The sequence below is a fragment of the Qipengyuania proteolytica genome, from assembly GCF_019711565.1.
In the GTDB taxonomy this organism is placed as follows: domain Bacteria; phylum Pseudomonadota; class Alphaproteobacteria; order Sphingomonadales; family Sphingomonadaceae; genus Qipengyuania; species Qipengyuania proteolytica.
On record NZ_JAIGNN010000001.1, the window covers coordinates 333,857 to 349,978 of the forward strand.

At 63.6% G+C, this 16,122-nt stretch carries 15 protein-coding genes; 7 read left to right on the forward strand and 8 right to left on the reverse strand.

The genetic code is table 11. The features are described from left to right. Window positions 1-15 precede the first annotated feature (15 nt). Both K3172_RS01590 and K3172_RS01595 read right to left on the reverse strand, forming a co-directional pair. Window positions 16-687 (reverse strand): Calx-beta domain-containing protein, encoded by a 672-nt coding sequence (locus K3172_RS01590; RefSeq protein ID WP_221586723.1) that lies wholly within the window; start codon window positions 685-687, stop codon window positions 16-18. Window positions 688-897: 210 nt separating this feature from the next. After that, a complete protein-coding gene (locus tag K3172_RS01595; protein WP_221586724.1) occupies window positions 898-2,226 on the reverse strand; it encodes a hemolysin family protein in 1,329 nt (442 codons plus the stop codon). Window positions 2,227-2,424: 198 nt separating this feature from the next. Here K3172_RS01595 and K3172_RS01600 point away from each other — a divergent pair, with 198 nt between their 5' ends. Then, window positions 2,425-3,117, forward strand: coding sequence for a YiaD family glycine zipper/OmpA-like lipoprotein (locus K3172_RS01600; RefSeq protein ID WP_221586725.1), 693 nt, complete (start codon window positions 2,425-2,427; stop codon window positions 3,115-3,117). Between the two features lie 78 nt (window positions 3,118-3,195). On the opposite strand, the gene K3172_RS01605 is transcribed toward K3172_RS01600, so the two are convergent. Further along, window positions 3,196-3,975 (reverse strand): 3'(2'),5'-bisphosphate nucleotidase CysQ, encoded by a 780-nt coding sequence (locus K3172_RS01605; protein ID WP_221586726.1) that lies wholly within the window; start codon window positions 3,973-3,975, stop codon window positions 3,196-3,198. 118 nt (window positions 3,976-4,093) lie between these two features. Here K3172_RS01605 and sucC point away from each other — a divergent pair, with 118 nt between their 5' ends. The 4 genes from sucC to K3172_RS01625 all read left to right on the forward strand — a co-directional run bounded on the left by sucC (window position 4,094) and on the right by K3172_RS01625 (window position 8,435). Then, window positions 4,094-5,293: an ADP-forming succinate--CoA ligase subunit beta gene (sucC, locus tag K3172_RS01610; protein WP_221586727.1), complete on the forward strand. Its 1,200-nt coding sequence runs from the start codon at window positions 4,094-4,096 to the stop codon at window positions 5,291-5,293. 478 nt (window positions 5,294-5,771) lie between these two features. Beyond that, window positions 5,772-6,518 carry an electron transfer flavoprotein subunit beta/FixA family protein gene (locus K3172_RS01615; RefSeq protein WP_221586728.1) on the forward strand — a complete coding sequence of 249 codons (747 nt, stop codon included), beginning with the start codon at window positions 5,772-5,774 and terminating at the stop codon, window positions 6,516-6,518. 27 nt (window positions 6,519-6,545) lie between these two features. Further along, complete coding sequence (locus K3172_RS01620) at window positions 6,546-7,475, forward strand: electron transfer flavoprotein subunit alpha/FixB family protein (RefSeq protein WP_221586729.1); 930 nt, start codon at window positions 6,546-6,548, stop codon at window positions 7,473-7,475. An 81-nt stretch (window positions 7,476-7,556) separates the two neighbouring features. Continuing rightward, the gene (locus K3172_RS01625) at window positions 7,557-8,435 is read left to right on the forward strand and encodes an energy transducer TonB (RefSeq protein ID WP_221586730.1); all 879 of its coding nucleotides are present in this window, start codon (window positions 7,557-7,559) and stop codon (window positions 8,433-8,435) included. Between the two features lie 6 nt (window positions 8,436-8,441). Here the strand turns inward: K3172_RS01625 and K3172_RS01630 are convergent, their stop codons facing one another. Next, window positions 8,442-9,653, reverse strand: coding sequence for a DUF445 domain-containing protein (locus K3172_RS01630; protein ID WP_221588931.1), 1,212 nt, complete (start codon window positions 9,651-9,653; stop codon window positions 8,442-8,444). Between the two features lie 15 nt (window positions 9,654-9,668). Between K3172_RS01630 and K3172_RS01635 the strand changes: the two genes are divergently transcribed. After that, complete coding sequence (locus tag K3172_RS01635; protein WP_221586731.1) at window positions 9,669-9,977, forward strand: hypothetical protein; 309 nt, start codon at window positions 9,669-9,671, stop codon at window positions 9,975-9,977. Between the two features lie 136 nt (window positions 9,978-10,113). Here the strand turns inward: K3172_RS01635 and K3172_RS01640 are convergent, their stop codons facing one another. The 4 genes from K3172_RS01640 to sciP form a co-directional block, all read right to left on the reverse strand. Further along, entirely contained in the window at window positions 10,114-13,581 is a 3,468-nt protein-coding gene (locus tag K3172_RS01640) for an efflux RND transporter permease subunit (protein WP_221586732.1), read from the reverse strand. 13 nt (window positions 13,582-13,594) lie between these two features. Then, window positions 13,595-14,785, reverse strand: coding sequence for an efflux RND transporter periplasmic adaptor subunit (locus K3172_RS01645; RefSeq protein ID WP_221586733.1), 1,191 nt, complete (start codon window positions 14,783-14,785; stop codon window positions 13,595-13,597). Window positions 14,786-15,032: 247 nt separating this feature from the next. Continuing rightward, window positions 15,033-15,299 (reverse strand): GlsB/YeaQ/YmgE family stress response membrane protein, encoded by a 267-nt coding sequence (locus K3172_RS01650; protein WP_221586734.1) that lies wholly within the window; start codon window positions 15,297-15,299, stop codon window positions 15,033-15,035. Between the two features lie 136 nt (window positions 15,300-15,435). Beyond that, entirely contained in the window at window positions 15,436-15,735 is a 300-nt protein-coding gene (gene sciP, locus K3172_RS01655) for a CtrA inhibitor SciP (protein WP_221586735.1), read from the reverse strand. 83 nt (window positions 15,736-15,818) lie between these two features. Here sciP and K3172_RS01660 point away from each other — a divergent pair, with 83 nt between their 5' ends. Continuing rightward, a complete protein-coding gene (locus K3172_RS01660) occupies window positions 15,819-16,052 on the forward strand; it encodes a hypothetical protein (RefSeq protein WP_221586736.1) in 234 nt (77 codons plus the stop codon). Window positions 16,053-16,122: the final 70 nt, after the last annotated feature.

The window sequence follows — 16,122 nt, forward strand, 5'->3', positions numbered from 1 at the left end:
GGCGGTCGCTTTTACTCAGCACACAAATTCCCCACACGTCGGCTCGCCAACATCATCGTCGTCGGTGATGGTGCCGACGCCCTGGCCGTCGGATATGGTCGCCCCGCCGGTGGGGCTCGACAGATTGAGCGTGAAGGTTTCGTTGGCCTCGACGCGTATGTCCTGCTTGCTGTAAACCGAAACCGTCTGGCTGGTTTGACCTGCCGCAAAGGACAAGGTGCCGGATGCCGGGTATATGTCTGCAGATCCCGCACTGCCGTATGCCGTAGCGTATGCGACGCCGATGCTCGAGCTGTAGGCCGAACTCAGGCTTACGGTGAAGACAAGCACGCCCCCTTCCGGCGCAGAGGCATCACCCACGGAAATCGACGGCGCAGGCGTCGGCGTTGGAGTGGGCGTGGGCGTTGGAATAGGCGAGCCCTCCCCCGTATTGACGCAACCAGAGGCGGCGCCATCGGACCTGCTCACGTAGCTCGTTCGGTTGCCTGCATCGTCGTAACACAGAGAGCGGGTCTCATTGTTGTTCACCCCGCCGCTCGTCTTTACCTCTATAAGTCTGCCCAGCGCGTCATACGTGTATGCCTCCGAACTGGATTGGGCATTAGCGAGCAGAGGAACTGCCAATGCAATAGTAGCCGCCCCCAACATAAGTCGGTGCAGGCCCTTTTCTTTGCCGAATCGCTTCATGCAACCCCTCCCTCAAGATTTTTTTGAGGGCACAATTTTTCGCTTTTCGTCAATGTGATGAAAATCATCCCTGTTGATAAGTAACAGGTCTGATCACTTCTACGAAGGAGGTCCGCATGTCATAGCGATTGGCTTCCCCGCCCGGCGCAGGAGCGGAAGGCAGCGGAATGCGTCGTGCGGGCTGATCGAGCTTGAGTGAATAGCCGGAGTTCAATTCTCTCCGGCAGCACCATCTTCCAAATCGCCGGACTCGCTCGAGACGAGCAGCTTGTCGATCCGGCGGCCGTCCATGTCGACCACCTCGAAGCGCCAGCCCTGGTCGTGGAAGTGTTCGCCTTCGGTCGGCAGGCGCTTGAGGACGTGCAGCGCGTAGCCCGCGGCCGTGCCGAATTCGCGGTCGTCGCCATACTCCAGGCCCAGCCGGTCCGCGAGCGCATCGGCGGAGAGCGAACCGGAGACGAGCAGGCTGCCGTCTTCGCGTTCGACGATGGCGGGCGCCTCGCCGTGGTCCTGGTCGCTGGCGAAGTCGCCCACCAGCGCGGTCAGCAGGTCGACCGGCGTCACGATCCCGTCGAGGTGGCCGTATTCGTCGTGGACCATGGCCATCGCGATCTCGGCCTGCTGCAGGACGCGCAGGGCATCGACCGCATCGAGCTGGTCGGGGACGACCTCCGCCTTTTTCATGAGGGCGGTGAGGTCGACGGTCTCGCCCGCCACCAGCAGCGAGAGGATTTCGCGCACCTTGACCACGCCGAGGACCTTGTCGGGCGATCCGTCGGCGACCGGCATGAGCGAATGCGGGCTGTCCTCGATCGCCGCGCGAATCGCCTCGGCGTCGGCCGTGACGTCGATCCAGTCGACTTCGGTGCGCGGCGTCATCATCTCGCGCACCGGACGCTGGGCGAGCCGCACCACGCCCTGCAGCATCTGGTGCTGTTCGTGCTCGATCACCCCGCTACGCGTCGCCTCGGCGAAGAGCATGTGCAATTCCTCCGCCGTGACCGACCCCTGACCGCCGGACCGCACGCCGAGCAGGCGGATGAGGATGCTGGACGAGGCATCGAGCAGCCACACCAGCGGCGCCGCGACCTTGGCGAGGATGGCCATCGGTCGGGCCATGACCATGGCGATCGGTGCCGCCGCGCGAAGCGCCACCTGCTTGGGAACGAGCTCGCCCACCACCAGGCTGAGATAGGTGGTCACCGCAATCACGAGGGCGAAGCCGGCCTCCTCCGCCCATTCGCCGGGAAAGCCCAGTGCAACCAGCCGCTCCGCGACCGGGCCGCCGAGGCTCGCGCCCGAATAGGCGCCGGCGATGATGCCGATCAGGGTGATGCCGATCTGCACGGTCGACAGGAACTTGCCCGGTTCGGCGGCGAGCGCGATGGCGATCTTCGCCCCGCCATTGCCCTGGTTGGCGGCGGATTTGAGCGTCGCCGTGCGCGCTGAGACGATTGCCAGCTCGCTCATGGCGAAGACGCCGTTGAGCACGATGAGCCCGGCAATGATGAGCAGGTCGGTCCAGGGAAAGGGTGTCACAGCTTCCGGCTAGCACAATTCCGCCGCCGCGCCAGCGCCTCGACCCGTTGGCCTGCACACAATTTTACCGGTGGCTCAGGAACGAGCCAGCCACGCGAAGGTTACAGGCATCATGGCGCGGGTGGGCGCGTCCCACCGCGTGCGGAGAATAATCCGGTCGGGAAGGCCGGAAACTCCGCCTTGAAGGAGGAAAAGAGAATGACAAAATCGCGTATCCTTACAGCCAGCCTTGCAGCCGTCTCGCTGATGACCGTTTCGGCCTGCGTCACCGATCCCAACACCGGTGAGCAGAAGATTTCGCGCACCGTCCTCGGCGGCGCCGGCGGCGCCATCGTCGGCGGCCTGCTCGGCGGCGTCATCGGCGGCAAGACCGGGCGCATCATCGGCGCAGTCGGTGGTGCGGCGGCAGGCGGCTATGTCGGCTACCGCATGGACCAGCAGATCAAGGAACTGAAGGAACAGACCGCCGGGTCCGGCGTGGACGTGTCCGAAGTCGACGGCGGCGATGCGATCCTCGTCAACCTGCCCGACGGCGTCACCTTCGCCACCGGCAGCTACACGATCTCGCCCGGCTTCCGCGACCTGCTCGACCGCGTCGCAACCAGCCTGCGCCAGTATCCGAGCAGCCTCGTCGACGTGTACGGCCACACCGACACGACCGGTTCGGCCGACGCCAACCAGCGCCTGTCGGAACAGCGCGCGCAGGCAGTCGCCAACTACCTGATCTCGCAGGGCGTCGCGTCCTCGCGCATCCGCTGGATGGGCTTCGGCGAAACGCAGCTCAAGGTCCAGACCGGCGACGGCGTGAACGAACCGCTCAACCGCCGCGTCGAAATCAAGATCATCCCGTTCGACCAGCAGGATATCGAAGCTGCCCAGCAGGCGCAGTGACGCGGAGCTGAACAGCGATAACAAGAGCCCTTCGGGCAATCGCACGAAAAAGGGGTCGGCCTTCGGGTCGGCCCCTTTTTACGTCCGCATGCTTTCGGCGCGCCGGGCGAGGCGCTCGACGGCGGCGGCGTGGATTTGCGGGGAGCTGGCGAGGACGCCGAAGGCCCGCGGATCGCGTTTGTTGTAGCCGAGCGTGTTGCCAAAGGCGTCGGTCACCGCCGCGCCAGCTTCACGCGCGATCAGGCCCGCGGCGGCGATGTCCCATTCGAAGCCCCAGCGCAGGGTCGCGACCAGGTCCGCCTCGTCCGCCGCGACCATCGCGATGCGCAGCGCGATCGAGTTGGGCTGGTCGACCGTGACCAGATCGGCGTCGGTCTTGGGCAGCGAGGCTGCGGGAACCCGCGAGCCGCTGAATTCGCTGCGCCTCGATGCCACGAGCGCTTCGCCATTGCGCACCGCCCCGCGCCCGGCGACCGCGCTCCACATCTCGCCGCGCGCCGGCGCGGACAGCATGGCCATCAGCGGCCGGCCTGCGCTGATCAGCGCAACCGAGACCGCCCAGCCGCTGCGTCCGCGGATGAAATCGCGCGTCCCGTCGACCGGATCGACCAGCCAGATGAGGTCCCGGCCGAGCCGCGCCGGATCGTCCGCCGTCTCTTCGGACAGCCAGCCCGCCGCAGGCAACAGGGCACCGAGCTCGCGCTTGAGGAAGGCGTCGACCGCGAGGTCCGCCTCGCACACCGGGCTGTTCGGCTCCTTTTCCCAGCTGCGCACAGAATTGCCCGCGCCCGGCCAGAGGTCGTGCGCGATGCGCCCCGCTTCGGAGACGATCGATTCGAGACGGGTACTGTCGATCATGGAGACGCCCTGCGCCCTGCACGCGAACGCAGCACTTTTCAAGCGAGCCCAGACATGCTTATGGCGCACGCGACTCCCTTTTACCCCACGCGCCAAACGCGAAGGACGAAGCTTCGACATGAACATTCACGAATATCAGGCCAAGGAACTGCTCGCGAAATACGGCATCGGCATCCCCGCCGGACACGCCGCACTCACCGTCGAAGAGGCGGTCGAAGGTGCGAAGCAGCTGCCCGGGCCGCTCTATGTCGTGAAGGCCCAGATCCACGCCGGCGGGCGCGGCAAGGGCAAGTTCAAGGAACTCGGCCCCGACGCGAAGGGCGGCGTTCGCCTCTCGAAGAGCATCGAGGATGTCGAAGCCAACGCGAAGGAAATGCTCGGCAACACGCTGGTGACGATCCAGACCGGCGATGCGGGCAAGCAGGTCAACCGTCTCTACGTGACCGACGGCGTCGACATCGCGTCGGAATACTACCTCTCCATGCTCGTCGACCGCGCCAGCGGCCGCGTCGCCATGATCGTTTCGACCGAGGGCGGCATGGATATCGAGGAAGTCGCCCACTCGACCCCTGAGAAGATCACCACCATCACGATCGACCCGGCGCAGGGCTTCATGCCGCACCACGGCCGCGCGGTGGCCTTTGCGCTCAAGCTGTCGGGCGAGCTCAACAAGCAGGCACAGAAGCTGGCGAAGCAGCTCTACACCGCCTTCATGGACCTCGATTGCGAAATGCTCGAGATCAACCCGCTGGTGGAAACCGAGGACGGCAACCTCCTCGTACTCGACACCAAGATGAGCTTCGACGGCAACGCGCTGTTCCGCCACAAGGACATCGAGGCTCTCCGTGACGAGACCGAGGAAGACCCGGCCGAAGTCGAGGCGAGCGAATACGACCTCGCCTACATCAAGCTCGACGGGAACATCGGCTGCATGGTCAACGGCGCGGGCCTTGCCATGGCGACGATGGACATCATCAAGCTGAACGGCGCCTTCCCGGCGAATTTCCTCGACGTGGGCGGCGGTGCCACCACCGAGAAGGTCACCGCGGCATTCAAGATCATCCTCAAGGACCCGGCAGTCGAAGGCATCCTCGTCAACATCTTCGGCGGCATCATGAAGTGCGACGTCATCGCCAACGGCATCGTCCAGGCGGCGAAGGACGTGAACCTTTCGGTCCCGCTGGTCGTCCGTCTCGAAGGCACCAATGTCGACGAAGGCAAGGCCATCCTCGACAATTCGGGCCTCGCCATCGTCAGCGCCGACGATCTGGGCGACGCTGCGCGCAAGATCGTGGCCGAGGTCAAGAAGGCCGCGTAACCGCAGCTTCGGAAGCAAGCCGGTTCCCCTGCGGCGTGCAGGGCGAACCGGCCTTTCCTACAGCCGCGACGATCGGCTACGGAGGAAGCGGCTCATCGCGGCAGGGCCGCCCCGGCGAAAATTTCTGAAATCGCCCCTCCTGTCGCTTTAGGCCCTCAAGACCGGCCCAAGCGTCTGGTTTTGCGCACGAAATATGAAGGCGACACCCGGTCGCCTTTGTCGCTTTGTCGCCCGCTGGGGAAACGGTGGCGCCTGGAACGAGGCAAGCCGCACTGCCGGGCCGCGCGCGCCTTCTGCACGACCAGCGAAACTTGCCCCGAATCCGGGCGTTGGTGATATGGCCCACCGCAACGTGCCCATCCCGACTGAGAAAAGGGGGAGCGCGAGGGTCCGTTGCATGATGGCGTGCCACCAACTTGACGTTTACGTAAACGCAAGCTAGGCGGGCCGTAGATTCATTCGAGAGGAAGGAAACCCGATGAAAATCCTCGTCCCCGTCAAGCGGGTGATCGACTACAACGTGAAGCCGCGCGTCAAGGCGGACGGCTCCGGCGTCGACCTCGCCAACGTCAAGATGAGCATGAACCCCTTCGACGAAATCGCCGTCGAAGAGGCCATCCGCATCAAGGAAGCGGGCAAGGCGACCGAGATCGTCGCCGTCAGCGTCGGCCCGGCCAAGGCCCAGGAAACGCTGCGCACCGCGCTCGCCATGGGTGCCGACCGCGCGATCCTCGTGCAGACCGACGACGAGGTCGAACCGCTGGCCGTCGCCAAGATCCTCAAGGCCATCGCCGACGAAGAACAGCCGGGCATCGTGATGCTCGGCAAGCAGGCGATCGACGACGATTCGAACCAGACCGGCCAGATGCTCGCCGCGCTCATGGGCCGTCCGCAGGGCACCTTCGCCAACACGGTCGAGGTCGATGGCGACAGCGTCACCGTGAAGCGCGAGATCGACGGCGGCCTGCAGACGGTGAAGCTTTCGCTCCCCGCGATCGTCACCACCGACCTGCGCCTGAACGAGCCGCGCTATGCTTCGCTGCCGAACATCATGAAGGCGAAGTCGAAGCCGCTCGATACGAAGAGCCCGGCCGATTACGGCGTCGACACCGCGCCGCGCCTCAAGACCACCAACGTGTCCGAACCGCCCGTCCGCCAGGCCGGCGAGAAGGTCGAAGACGTCGATGCACTGGTCGCCAAGATCAAAGCGCTCGGCATCGCCTGAGCCATTCGGACGAGAAGGAAGACAGCCATGAAAACCCTCGTTTGGGTCGAACACGACAACAAGACCGTCGCCGATGCGACGCTCGCCGCCGTCACCGCCGCCTCGAAGCTGGGCGAAGTCCACCTGCTGGTCGCAGGCTCGGGCTGCCGCGCGGTGGCCGATGAGGCCGCGAAGATCGCCGGCGTCGGCAAGGTCCACCTCGCCGACAATGCCGCCTACGAACATGCTCTGCCCGAGAACGTGGCGCCGCTGATCGTGGACCAGATGGGCCACCACGATGCCTTCGTCGCCCCGGCGACCACCACGGGCAAGAACATCGCCCCACGCGTCGCTGCGCTGCTCGACGTGATGCAGGTGTCGGACATCCTCTCGGTCGAAGGCGAGAAGACCTTCACCCGGCCGATCTATGCCGGCAACGCCATCGCCACGGTCGAAAGCACCGATGCGAAGCTCGTCCTGACCGTGCGCGGCACCGCGTTCGAAAAGGCCGTGGCAGAGGGCGGCTCGGGCACCGTCGAAGAGATCTCCGGTCCGGCCGATGCTGGCGTGTCCAGCTTCGTCAGCCAGGAAATCGCCAAGAGCGACCGTCCCGAACTGACCAGCGCCAAAGTGATCGTCTCGGGCGGCCGTGCGCTGAAGGACGCCGCTACTTTCGAGGAAGTTATCACCCCGCTCGCCGACAAGCTCGGCGCCGGGATCGGTGCGAGCCGCGCCGCAGTCGACGCGGGCTACGTGCCCAACGATTACCAGGTCGGCCAGACTGGCAAGATCGTGGCCCCGGAAGTCTACATCGCCATCGGCATTTCGGGTGCGATCCAGCACCTCGCCGGGATGAAGGATTCCAAGACGATCATTGCCATCAACAAGGACGAAGACGCCCCGATCTTTCAGGTCGCGGACATCGGCCTCGTCGGCGATCTCTACAAGATCGTGCCGGAGCTTACTTCCAAGCTCTGATTGATTTGTTTGCCAACTATATTAGACCCTCCCGAAATTACTGTTTCGGGAGGGTTTTCTTTGTCGTGGCGTAAAATCCTGTTGGCAGCCGCCGTTTCATCCCTGCCCCTGACTTCCGTCGAAGCTGCGGAGGAACAGGGGCCGCTGGAAATTGCTCCGTCCACGCCATGGCAGGTGGATTTCGCCGAATCGCGCTGCCGCGCGGCCAGGATCTTCGGGGAAGGCGAAGAGCAGACGATCCTGTTCTTGGAGCAATTGAGCCCGGGGGACCAGCCCCGGTGGATCGTAGCCGGCGAAGCCATCAAGGATCTCGGCCGATCGCACAGGCTGGATATCCGGTTCGGACCCGGCAACGCGTCTTTCGAGGAAGAGCTGGAAGAGAGCATAACGCTCGCCAAGTTCGGGCGGGCGTTTCGTGGGTCCCGCATTCGCGAAGACGAAGCGGATGCGGAGGAGGATGACGCCGACCGGGATAACGAACCCGGGCTCGCCCGGCTCGATATTGCCGAAGGAAAGGCGATCGAATGGGTTCAGTTGACGCGCAACAAGCGGCAGCCTCAGCGCCTGATGACCGGCAGTCTGGGTCAGTTGTTCGAAATTCTCAACACGTGCATGGACGATCTGGTCTCGACCTGGGGCCTGGACCTTGCAGCGCAAAGCCGCCGCGTAACCGCTCCCAAGCCGAAGAACATTTCCCAAGTCGCCGCGCGCATCCAGAAATACTATCCGAGCAAGGCGGAGCGCTGGGGCATTCAGGCCGATCTCAGCATTCGCGTCATGGTGGATAGCGAAGGTCGCGCCACCGAATGCAAGATCACCAACATCACCCTGGCCGAGGATTTCGACGACCGGCCGTGCACGGAATTCATGCGCATTGCCGAATTCGAACCCGCGCGTGACAGCGATGGCAACCCCATGGCATCGTATTACGTGAACTCGATCCTCTATCGGATGTTTTGAGCCCGCTCACAAAACATACACGTCGAGTGCGTGTATGGTCAGGCCGACGAGCCCGCCGACCATGGTCCCGTTGATCCGGATGAACTGGAGGTCGCGACCCACCGCGCCTTCCACCCGGTCGGTGATGGTCTGCGCGTCCCACCGGCGCACGGTTTCGGAGACGAGGCGCACGATCTGGTCGCCGTAGCGGGTCGCGATCCCTACGGCGGTGCGGCGGGCGAAGCGGTTGATCTGGCGTTGCAGGCGCTCGTCATCGCGCAGCGCCGTGCCGAGTTCGGCCAGCGTCTCGCTGACATAGCCGGAACCGAGCCCACCGGACTCGCGGATGGTGGAGATGAGATTGCCGCGCAGCCGCTCCCACACGCCCTGCCACCAGTCGGCGATCGCCGGGTTGTTGAGCAGCTCGCGCTTCAGCCGCTCGACCTTGGCCTGCAGCTCGGGATCGTCGCGCAGGCCGGTCGCGAACTCGGCGAGGCCTTCCTCGATCTTGTCGCGCAAAGGGTGGTCGGGGTCGACCAGCACTTCGGCGAGCAGCTTGTAGAGGCCATCGAGAACGGAATTCGCAAGGCGCTCGTCGAGCCCGGTGAAGCGGAGGACGGCATTGGCGCGCTTGTGCACCATGTCGCGCACCATCTCTTCGTTGTCTTCCAGGACGAGGCCCGCCCAGCGGATGATCTTGTCGATCAGCGGCTTGTGGCGGCCATCCGCGATCATGGCGGTGAGCATGCCACCGAGCAGCGGGGCGATCTCCAGCTTGTCGAGCTGCGACTTGATGCCGCTCCTGACCTGTCCGCCGAGGCGGTCGGGGTCGAGCGACTCCAGCACCTCCACCGCCAGTTCCCCGGCGCCGATGCGGATGCGCGAATCGCGCGTGGCCTGCGGGTCGGAGAGATAGGACCCGACCGCTTTTGCGAGATTCATCGAACCCATCCGGCGCCCGACCACCGCGGGAGTGAGGAAGTTTTCGCGCAGGAAGCCCGCCATAGTGTCGGCAATGCGATCCTTGTTTTCGGGAATGATCGCAGTGTGCGGTATAGGCAGGCCGAGGGGCCGCCGGAACAGGGCGGTCACCGCGAACCAGTCGGCCAACCCGCCCACCATCGCCGCTTCGCTGAAAGCATGGAGATAGCCCCAGGCAGGGTGCAGCCCGAGATAGCGGCCGGACAGCAGAAACAGCCCGGCCATCAGCACGATCAACCCGGTCGCAGTTCGCCGCATCACGATTGCGCGATCATGAAAGATGGAAGGCTCGGTCGACTTGCGATCCTTTTTCAAGAGAAACCCGATTGTGCGATTGATTTTATTGCTGGTTCGGACTTAATTAAGTTTCTGTTCCGTCACAGGAACAGTTTCGAAAATAAAGAATCCATTTGGTTAGAGGACAAATACATGAGGAAATCGACCAAACTCTTGGCAACTGCCTTCGCTCTTGCAACCGTTGGCCTTGGTGGCGTAGCGAGCGCTGGCGAGCGTTCGCCGAGTATTTGCGATATGGAACCGACCAGCTTCGAAGTCTGGTTTCTCCAGAAGTTCTATTGCTGATAGCGTCCCTGTCCGACGGGGAACGATCACCCGTGGGGCGGCGCCGCAAGACAGAGGGGCGCTGGCGCAAGCTGGCCCCCTTTTCCTTTGGGCGATTGTCTGTTGCCCGCGAACGGGATCAGTGAGCATCATCACATTACTCGGCCGGCTCGGCTCCTGACGCCGGGGTGCCGGAGGTCAACGACTCATCGCCCGGTCGATAGGTGAGCAGTCGATGCCGCATCCACGGGCCGATCCGCTTTTCGAAGCCGTCGGCGAGGCTGAAGCCTGCGGGAACGATAAGCAAGGTGAGCAAGGTCGAGAGGATCAGGCCGCCGATCACGACCGTGCCCATCGGCGCGCGCCAAGCCCCGTCACCCGAGATCGAGATCGCCGTGGGAATCATGCCCGCAGTCATTGCAACGGTGGTCATCACGATGGGCTGTGCACGCTTGTGACCGGCTTCCATGATCGCATCCAGCTTGCGCTTCCCGGTCGCCATCTCCTCGATCGCGAAGTCGATCAGCAGGATCGAGTTCTTCGACACGATGCCAAGCAACAGCAAGACGCCGATAAGGACGGGCATGGAAAGCGGCTGGCCGACCAGCCAGACGAGGAAGATCCCGCCCAGCGGAGCGAGCGCCAGCGAGCACATGTTCACTAGCGGGGACATGAAGCGCTTGTAGAGCAGGACCAGCACGGCGAAAACCAGCAGGATGCCGGAAACCAGCGCGGTCGAGAAATTCTCCGCCAATTCGGTCTGAAGCTCGTCCGAACCGACCTGATCGCGAACCACGCCGGACGGGAGGTTAGTCAGGGTCGGCAAGTTGTCGATCGCCTCCATCGCGTTGCCACGCAACACGTTCGGCGCAAGGTCGGCGCCAACGAATACGCGCCGGCTCTGATTGTAACGCTGGATCGCGGTCGGCCCGGCACCGAAGCTTATGTCGGCGACCCGGCTCAAGGGCACCGAACCGCCGTTCGCAATGGGAACCGGGAGGTTCTCGATCGTGGTCAGGTCGCGCCGGGAATCCATCGGCAACTTGACGCGAATGGGAATCTGGCGGTCGGACAGCGAGAATTTTGCGGCGTTCTGCTCGATCTCGCCCATCGTCGCGATGCGGATTGCCTGACTGAGGGCAACCGTGGTGACACCAAGTTCGGCAGCGATGTTCGGGCGCGGACGAATGATGATCTCTGGCCGGCTCACGTCGGCGCTGATCCGCGGAGCCACGATCATGTCGAGCCCCTTCATCTCTTCGACCAGTTGCGCTGCGGTCTGGTTCAGCAGGGTCGGGTCGGATCCGGCAAGCATGACGGTGATGTCGCGCCCGCTACCGCCGCCTCCCGGACCGCTCTGGCTCTGGAAGCGTACGCGGGCGTCGGGGAATTGCGCCAGGGCCGGCCCCAGCTCGCGGGTAAGCTCGAACGACTTGCGCTGCCGATCCGGCTTGAGCGATACATAAAGTGTCGCATTGCCTTCCCGCACGACCTCGAGCGCCTGCTCGACCTCCGGCTGCTCGTACATGAGATCTGCCACGCTATCGGCGACCACTTCAGTGGACTGCAGGGTCGTGCCCGGCACCATTTCGATCTCGACGCGGACGTTGTCGTCGTTGATCTCGGGATCGAACTGGAACGGGGTGTTCATGAACAGCAGGACGGTGAGCAGGAAGGAGAAATATCCGAGCGTCAGCATCCATACGCGATGGTCGTAGAAGCGGGCTTCAAGCCAACGCCAGCTTGCGTGAACAGAGCTTCGCACCCGCGTCACCAGCGATAGGAGGACGAGAACGAGGCGTGCCGCGAGAAAGCCGGTTGCGGTGACCGCAGCGAGTTCCAGAAGCAGGATGATGCGCCCGAGCAGGAACCCCGCCCCGGCGGTGGCATCGAGCCCCAGCGAAGCCGGGATCTTGTCCGGCAGGCCGATCCCCGAAATCGCGCCCCAAGCGCTGAATACCACGACTGCGGGAAGCACGATCAGGACGATGATCAGCAACACGAAAGACAAGACATAGAGCCAGCGGCGCTTGGGTCCGGACAAGCCTTCACGGCGAGCGTAGAGTTTGCCGCGATCAAGCGACCACCGCAGGACGCCCATGTAACGATCCATCCACTTGCCCTCGCCGTGCGTGGCATGTCCCTTCGCTTCGAGGAAATAGGCCGCCATCATCGGCGTGATCATGCGTGCGACGGCAAGGCTCATCAGCACCGCCACCACGACGGTCAGGCCGAAGTTGCGGAAGAACTGGCCGGTGACGCCGGGCATCAAGCCAACCGGCAGGAAGACCGCAACAATGCAGAACGAGGTCGCGACGACAGCCAGACCGATCTCGTCGGCCGCATCGATCGAGGCTTGGTAGGCAGTTTTGCCCATCCGCATGTGCCGCACGATGTTCTCGATCTCCACGATCGCGTCGTCGACCAAGACCCCGGCCACCAGCCCCAGCGCCAGAAGCGAGAGGAAGTTCAAATTGAACCCGAGCAGGTCCATGAACCAGAAGGTCGGGATTGCCGACAATGGGATGGCGACCGCACTGATCACCGTCGCACGCCAGTCACGCAGGAAGAAGAAGACCACGACCACGGCGAGGATGGCGCCTTCGATCATCGCAGCGATCGAGCTTTCGTACTGGCTTTCCGTGTATTTGACCGTGTTGAAGAGCGGGATGAAGGTGACGCCCGGATTTTCCTCTTCGATCTCCTCGATGACCCGCTTGGCTTCATCGAAAGTCGTGACGTCGGAAGCGCCCTTGGCCCGCGACATCCCGAAGTTGACGACTTCCTTATCGCGCACCTTGCTGATCGAGCTGCGCTCGGAATAACCGTCACGAACCGTGGCGATGTCGGCCAGCTTGATCGTCCGGCCACCGCCAAGCTGGAGTTGCCGCTGTGACAATTCATAGGCGGTCTCGGTGTCGCCGAGCACGCGGACGGACTGCCGCGTACCGCCCACCTCGGCCACGCCACCGCCCGCGTCGAGATTGACCTGGCGCAACAGGCCATTGACCTGTCCGGCCGTCACGCCGAGTGCCTGCATGCGAGCCGGGTCGAGCAGGACCTCGATTTCGCGATTGACCCCGCCGAAACGGTTCACTTCGGCCATCCCTTCGACTGCGAGAAGGCGCTTGGCGATCGTGTCGTCGATAAACCAGCTCAATTGCTCGATGGTCATGTCGTCGGCCTCGACGGCATAAATACCGAGGAAACCCCCGGCCGGATTGGCCTTGGTTATCTGCGGCTCCAAAATCCCATCGGGCAAACTTCCGCGAACCCCGTCGATCGCGTTCTTGACCTCCGAAACGGAGTCATTGGTATCGATTCCGACTTCGAACGAGACGAATGTATTGGAACTGCCCTCGCGCGCAGTCGAGCTGATACGCTTGACGCCGTCGATCGAACGTACGGCGGATTCGACCCGCTGGGTGATCTGGTTTTCGATTTCGGTGGGGGCGGCGCCAGGCTGAACGATGGTGATATTCACCCCGGGAAATTCGACGTCCGGGTTGTTGACCACATCCATGCGCACGAAGCTGAGTACGCCCGCGAGGAGCAGGGCCAGAAAGACGACAATCGGGATGACCGGGTTGCGGATCGACCAGGCGGAAATATTGCGAAAATTCATGCGCCTGCTCCGCTCAGCTTGCCGCCCGGACCGGCTTGACCGTCTCGCCCGGATTGAGGAAGCCGCCGGCCCGCAGGACGATACGCTCGCGTCCGCTGAGGCCGTTCTCGATGATGATACCGTCCGCCGTCACCGGACCCAGTTCGATGTCGCGGCGCTCGACCTTGTCGCCTTCGCCTACGATGTAGACATAGCTCCCCGCGTCGTCTGAGAGCACGGCGCTTTCGGGCAGGATCGGCGCATTGACGGTGCCGCTCTTGATCACGACCGTGGCAAAGCCCCCCGGACGCAGACCCGGCGCATAGGCGAGCGCAACGCGCGCGGTGCCCTGGCGATCCTGGGTGCTGATGATCGGGGACACCTGCCAGACATTGCCGACATAGGCCTTTTCCGAACCCACCGGGGTCACTTCCGCGGAAACGCCGGCCGAGACCCGTGCGAGTTCCATTTCGCCGAGCCTGGCGAGCACTTCCATCTCCCCGCCACGGGCTATCCGGAACAGCGGGGGGGATCCGGCACTCACGGTCTGACCCAGCTCGACACTGCGTTCGAGCACGAAGCCTGCCGCCGGCGCGACGACGTTGAGCCGGGCATTGCGGGCCTGGAGCTCGCGCAACTGGGCCTGCGCCACGCGGACCCGGGCGACGGCGGCGTCACGCGTTGCGGTAAGGCGATCGACATCAGCCTTGGACACGAACCCGCGCTCTACCAGCTGGAGCGAGCGATTCAGATTGGCCTGCGCGAGGCTGGCATCCGCCTGCGCGACCTGGACCTGCGCTGCGGCACTTTGTGCCTGTTGCGACTGGACCGAGCGGTCGATGACAGCGAGCACCTGGCCCTGGCGCACCCAATCGCCGGCCTCGACCGGGATGGAGATGACGCGTCCGCCTTCGCCGACGACGCCCACGGGCATCTCGCGACGGGCAGCCAGCGTGCCGGTCGCGGTGATCGTTCCTTCGACTGTGCTCTCGCCAGGGGCGATGACCGTCACCGTGGGAAGCTGCGACTCCTCGGGAGCCGCCTCTTCGCCCGCTGCGCCCGAAAGGGCGAAATAGGCGAGAACGGCCAAGGCCAGCGCGACGACAGCGATGATCGCGATCCAGCGGCGCCGGTTACCGCCCGACTGGACATCGACGGTCTCGAAATCAGCGCTTTCGGCCATCGGCTCCACTCGTTCCGCCTCAAAACCAGATTCGTAATTCATCGCCATACTGCCCCGGTACGCGTCCTCAAGGATCGCAGTGTATTATCCTGCTATGTCACTTCGCGCAAGATATAAGCTGTACCGCCGTTAGACCGGGCATCGGGCGCGAGCAATGGAACTATCGACCGGTGTGCGCCCCGAAGGGACGAACGACCAGTTCCCGCGCAGTATATCGCAAAGCGCAAAAAGTAAGAGGGCCGGCGGTCTTGCAACCGCCGGCCCTCCGGTAAGTTAGTTTTGCTATTTCTTAGCGAACGCGTCCGCGCTGCACCAGATTGGCAATCGCGAGCAGAATGATCGCGCCAAGGATGGCGATCACGAAGCCGCCGAGATTGAAGCTCTGGATGCTGCCGCCGAAGCCGAGCAGCGGAGCGAGCACGGCGTTGCCGAGAACTGCACCGATGATGCCGACGATGATGTTCCAGAAGATGCCCATCGAAGCGTCGCGCTTCATGACCATGCTTGCGAGCCAGCCGGCGACACCGCCGACGATAATTGCGATAATCCAACCCATTGCACTTCCTCCTTGATCACCCGTCTACCCGATGGACTCTGAACGGGCCCAGCGGTGCGAGGTTCCCGCTCTGACGTCGGGACAGAATGGAAATGCTTTTCGATGGAGTTCGTTTCCGCTCCTGGCGGAGACGGGCTCAATATTTCAGCTGACGCTCGTAAAGGTCACGATAGTGCTGGATCCGCGTGACCCGCAGGCCCTGCATGCCAGAGCGATCCACAGCGCGTTGCCAGGAGGCGAATTCTTCCAGGCTCAGGCTGTACCGCTCGAGCACTTCGTCGATCGACAGGAGGCCGCCGTTGACGGCCGCCACCACCTCCGCCTTGCGGCGAACGACCCAGCGCTTCGTCTTGGGCGAAGGCAGATCGTCAAGCGTCAGCGGCTCCCCGAGGGGGCCGATTACCTGCGCTGGGCGGATATCCTGGTTTTCAATCATTCCGTCTCTCGTTCGCCTGGTGCCGCATCATCTGCGGCGTCCCCAGTGCCTAAAGCGTCCTGTTTTCCATGTGCTGAAACATCATGGTTAACGGTGCCTTCACCCTTTTCGCAGCCTTCCCGACGCACATCGGCAAAGGCGGTGAAGCCCCCTTCGATACGCGCAATCTCGTCGCGAAGCTCCCGAGTCGCGGCGAGCCGTGCAACCAGATCGGTCCACCGAAAACGGCGGAGATCCGCGGCATCCGCAGTCTCGGCAATGTTCGCCCTGTTGAATTGCCCCTCGAACATGCCATTGTGGATAACGCCACATGGTGAACGAAGTGTAAAACATCGCCTGCGGCTTGCTGCGCTGCCCACTGGTGGCAAGCCCCGATGGCGTGTATGG